This window comes from Boseongicola sp., from assembly GCF_057460485.1.
The window spans coordinates 1-3,024 of record NZ_JBVCWP010000397.1 but is presented as its reverse complement, the minus strand read 5'-3'; the positions used below and the strand labels follow the sequence as shown (position 1 = coordinate 3,024).

Here is a 3,024-nt window from a genome sequence, read left to right as displayed (position 1 = left end):
TTTTTCTGGGTCCAACTGGTTGGAATGCCAAGCGGATAGAGGATGATCGCCGCCAGAACCAGTGGAAGGACCCAACCGACCTTTCGATCCCTAAAGGCGATTGGCTTCGCGATCCGGTGCGGATTGCGAATGAACCAGATCAGCATCAGCAGTCCTGCCGCCGCCATGACAAGATTGAACACCTGTCCGGTACCAATGCCGAGCCATGCGGCCTCGTAATCTCGGAAAAGATCCACGCCAAAGCGCAAACCCGCATAGAGCAGGACAAAAAGGCTGACGACGACGCCGCGTCCCGACGGCCATATTTTCAGGGCCCAGATCAGAACCGGCAGGATCACGAAATTCTTTGCGCTTTCGTAAAGCGCAACAGGGTGTCGCGCGCCTTCGAGATCGGCGTATTGGAAGCCCCACCAAACATCAGTGGCACGGCCAACGACGCCGCCTTCGATAAAGTTGCCCAATCGACCGACAGCCAAGAGAAAGACGCCCGGTACCACCATTTCATCAAGCAATTCGAGCAGAGACCGCTTGCGCCATAGCGCAAACACAAGGGTCGCAATGAGCGCACCGAGCAAAACGCCGTGCGAGGCCATTCCGCCTTCCCACCAGTTAATCGCAGCACGCGGGTGCGCGCGGTAATAGTCCAGTTCATAGACCAGTATGTCGAAAACGCGACCGCCGATCATCACTCCTGCGCCCATGAAAATCGTGAAGAGATATACGTCCGCTTTCAAGAGCGCCAGTTGCCTTTGGCGCAGCCAGAACCAAATGAAAACACCGAGAAAGCCCAAGCTGTAGACTGCGCCATACCAATAAATTGAGATTGGCGAAGAAATGATAGCTGGATCAAAGTCGTGGACCATCGATGTTCCTCCAGAACTGCCGCTCTGTAAGAATTGGTAGACCGGATCGCCGCGACGTGCGTTGACCTGAATCAAGGGGAATTTCGCTAAAGTGGGCTAACGGTTGTTCTGTATTCAATGCTCCGGACGCACTTTTCAAAACCTCGAGGATTTGCTTTGACGGAACCCGATGTCGCCCTGACTGATTTCGCGCTCACGGTTGAGTGTGTCGTATTCGCGCTGGCGCTTCGTTCAGGCAAAGGGTCGGTGGGGCCCTTGCGACGTGGGTTTGGCGCCCTGTTCCTCGCGCTCGCCGCCGGGTCCGCGTTGGGAGGTATTTGGCTTGGCTTTCTGAATTCATATGACAGCGCCTTGAGCCGGATCGTCTGGTCGGCGACTCTTCTTTCGCTCGGCTCAGCCGGACTGATCGTCTGGTTTCTTGTCGCGGAGTTCCCCCTCTATCGACCCTGGCGGGCAATTATCAGGATTTTTGGCCTTGTTGTTTTTGCGGCTTATGCGCTCGCTGTTGTGTTCGTGACCCAGGCCTTTCAGCTCGCAGTTCTGAATTTGTTTCCGGCATTGGTTCTGCTTTTGGCAGGATATGTAGTCGAGTATCGCCGCTGCGGCGAAGGACCTCTGCTATTCGGAATCTTCGGCATTTTACTGATTTTTGTCGCCACACTTCTCCAGCAGTTGGGTCTGGATATTCACCCTGTGTATTTTGCGCACAATGCCGTCTACCATGTCTTGCAGGGAGTGGCGTTTCTGTTACTATTCAATAGTATAGATGGATTTAATGAGAGATTTAAAACGCGGGCTGACAGTAGTTAGGGAGGGCTCGGGCGAGGCTGGTTTCGGCATCAGCAGACGTATTTTTCACCTGAGCCAGCCCAGACATGCTCAGTTCATGTCTATCGCGTTTTTACGAAGGATCGAAAACGGGATTGTTTCCAGCGTATTCAGATGCGTCGATTCCAGGACGACCATCGGCGCTGCGTCGAAAGCGTCAGCTTCTGCCCAGCGATCCGCGCACAGACACCAGCGGTCGCCGGGTTTCAGGCCGGCGAATCCAAATTCTGGAATCGGAGTGCTGAGGTCGTTTCCGCGGGTTTTGGAAAACTCCAGGAAGTCCGCCGTGACCAGCACACAGACCGTATGCCGGCCTTTGTCCAATGGCCCCGTATTGCAGCAGCCGTCGCGGAAGAAACCTGTAAGAGGGCTGTTTGAACAGGGCTTCAGAGGTTCGCCCAGCACGTTGGTGCTCTCTTCGAGTTCGGGCTTCATAGGGTCTTTCATGCTTTCTCGATCGGTTCAATTGGTCCCGGATTTCGTTGGACCGCTGCGGGAGTTGCTTGCCAAGCAATAAGGGGCGGGGCGGGAAACTGCAAAGAATATCGCTGCGAAAGTGAAAGCGGGCTGCGGTATCAAAAAAGCCTACCGCGATTATCAAGGTAGGCTTTATCTGGAGTCGGATCAGGGCCAGAACGGTTAATCGTCCAAAGGCCGTTGATACCAGGTCGGTAACCGGCCTATTTGTTTTCTTCGCCTTCTTCGTCGGTTTCCGACTCGACCGGAACAGACTCGTCAACGATGTCCAGTTCGTCGGCTGCCGCGGAACCAATGTCCTCGAACAATTCGGCGATCTCGAATTCGGCTTCAGCTTCTGCTTCGGCTGCGAGATCCTGAATGCTCTTGCCGGAGGCTTGAAGTTCAGCTTCGTCCTTGGAGCGCGCGACGTTCAGTTCGATCGTCACTTCGACTTCCGGGTGCAGGACAACTGTCAGCGAGTGAATGCCGAGCTCTTTGATCGGCTTGTTCAGAACGCACTGTTTCTTGTCCAGCGTGAAGCCGGCCTCGGTCGCGGCGTCTGCTGCGTCACGTACTGTGACCGAGCCGTACAGCGAACCGGAATCGGAAGCTGAGCGAATCACGATGAACTGCTGTCCGTCGAGTTTCTTGGCCACGGCTTCGGCTTCGGACTTGGCTTCGAGGTTTTGCGCCTCGAGCTGAGCCTTCTGATTTTCGAAGCGCTTCATGTTCTCGGCATTGGCGCGGAGCGCTTTGCCTTTCGGCAGAAGGAAGTTGCGAGCGAAACCTTGTTTGACGGACACGACATCGCCCATCTGGCCAAGTTTGGCTACGCGTTCAAGTAGGATAACGTCCATTGGTCGGCTCCTTATTT

At 54.9% G+C, this 3,024-nt stretch carries 4 protein-coding genes; 1 reads left to right on the top strand and 3 read right to left on the bottom strand.

What is annotated here, in order from left to right:
* Positions 1-863, bottom strand: an 863-nt coding sequence (lgt, locus tag AC221Y_RS22715) for a prolipoprotein diacylglyceryl transferase (RefSeq protein WP_486708564.1), incomplete at its 3' end; no start/stop codon positions are given.
* Between the two features lie 156 nt (positions 864-1,019).
* Here lgt and AC221Y_RS22710 point away from each other — a divergent pair.
* A complete protein-coding gene (locus AC221Y_RS22710; protein ID WP_486708563.1) occupies positions 1,020-1,673 on the top strand; it encodes a DUF6962 family protein in 654 nt (217 codons plus the stop codon).
* Positions 1,674-1,742: 69 nt separating this feature from the next.
* Here AC221Y_RS22710 and AC221Y_RS22705 read toward each other — a convergent pair whose 3' ends face one another.
* Entirely contained in the window at positions 1,743-2,126 is a 384-nt protein-coding gene (locus tag AC221Y_RS22705; RefSeq protein ID WP_486708562.1) for a DUF2237 family protein, read from the bottom strand.
* Positions 2,127-2,371: 245 nt separating this feature from the next.
* On the bottom strand, positions 2,372-3,007 hold the full coding sequence (gene rplI, locus AC221Y_RS22700; RefSeq protein WP_486708561.1) for a 50S ribosomal protein L9: 636 nt from the start codon (positions 3,005-3,007) through the stop codon (positions 2,372-2,374).
* Positions 3,008-3,024: the final 17 nt, after the last annotated feature.